Annotated in this window: 1 pseudogene; it reads left to right on the top strand. The window is 51.1% G+C overall.

The annotated features are described in order from the left end of the window. Positions 1-219, top strand: a pseudogene (locus ACO0LL_RS30480) (IS5/IS1182 family transposase); the annotation flags it as partial.

Here is a 219-nt window from a genome sequence, read left to right as displayed (position 1 = left end):
CAACAGTGTGCAAATTCCGGCATCTGCTGGAGCGCCATGACCTTGGCAAACGTATCTTCGAAGAAGTAGGCCGTCATCTGCAGGAGCGAGGGATGAAAGTGTCGGGCGGCACCATCGTCGATGCTACGATCATTTCAGCACCTTCTTCCACCAAGAACAAAGAAGGCAAACGTGATCCGGAAATGCGCCAGACCAAAAAAGGCAATCAATGGTATTTCG

The organism is Undibacterium sp. TC4M20W (genome assembly GCF_049340245.1).
Taxonomy (GTDB): Bacteria; Pseudomonadota; Gammaproteobacteria; order Burkholderiales; family Burkholderiaceae_D; genus Undibacterium.
This window is presented reverse-complemented; position numbering and strand designations above follow the sequence as displayed.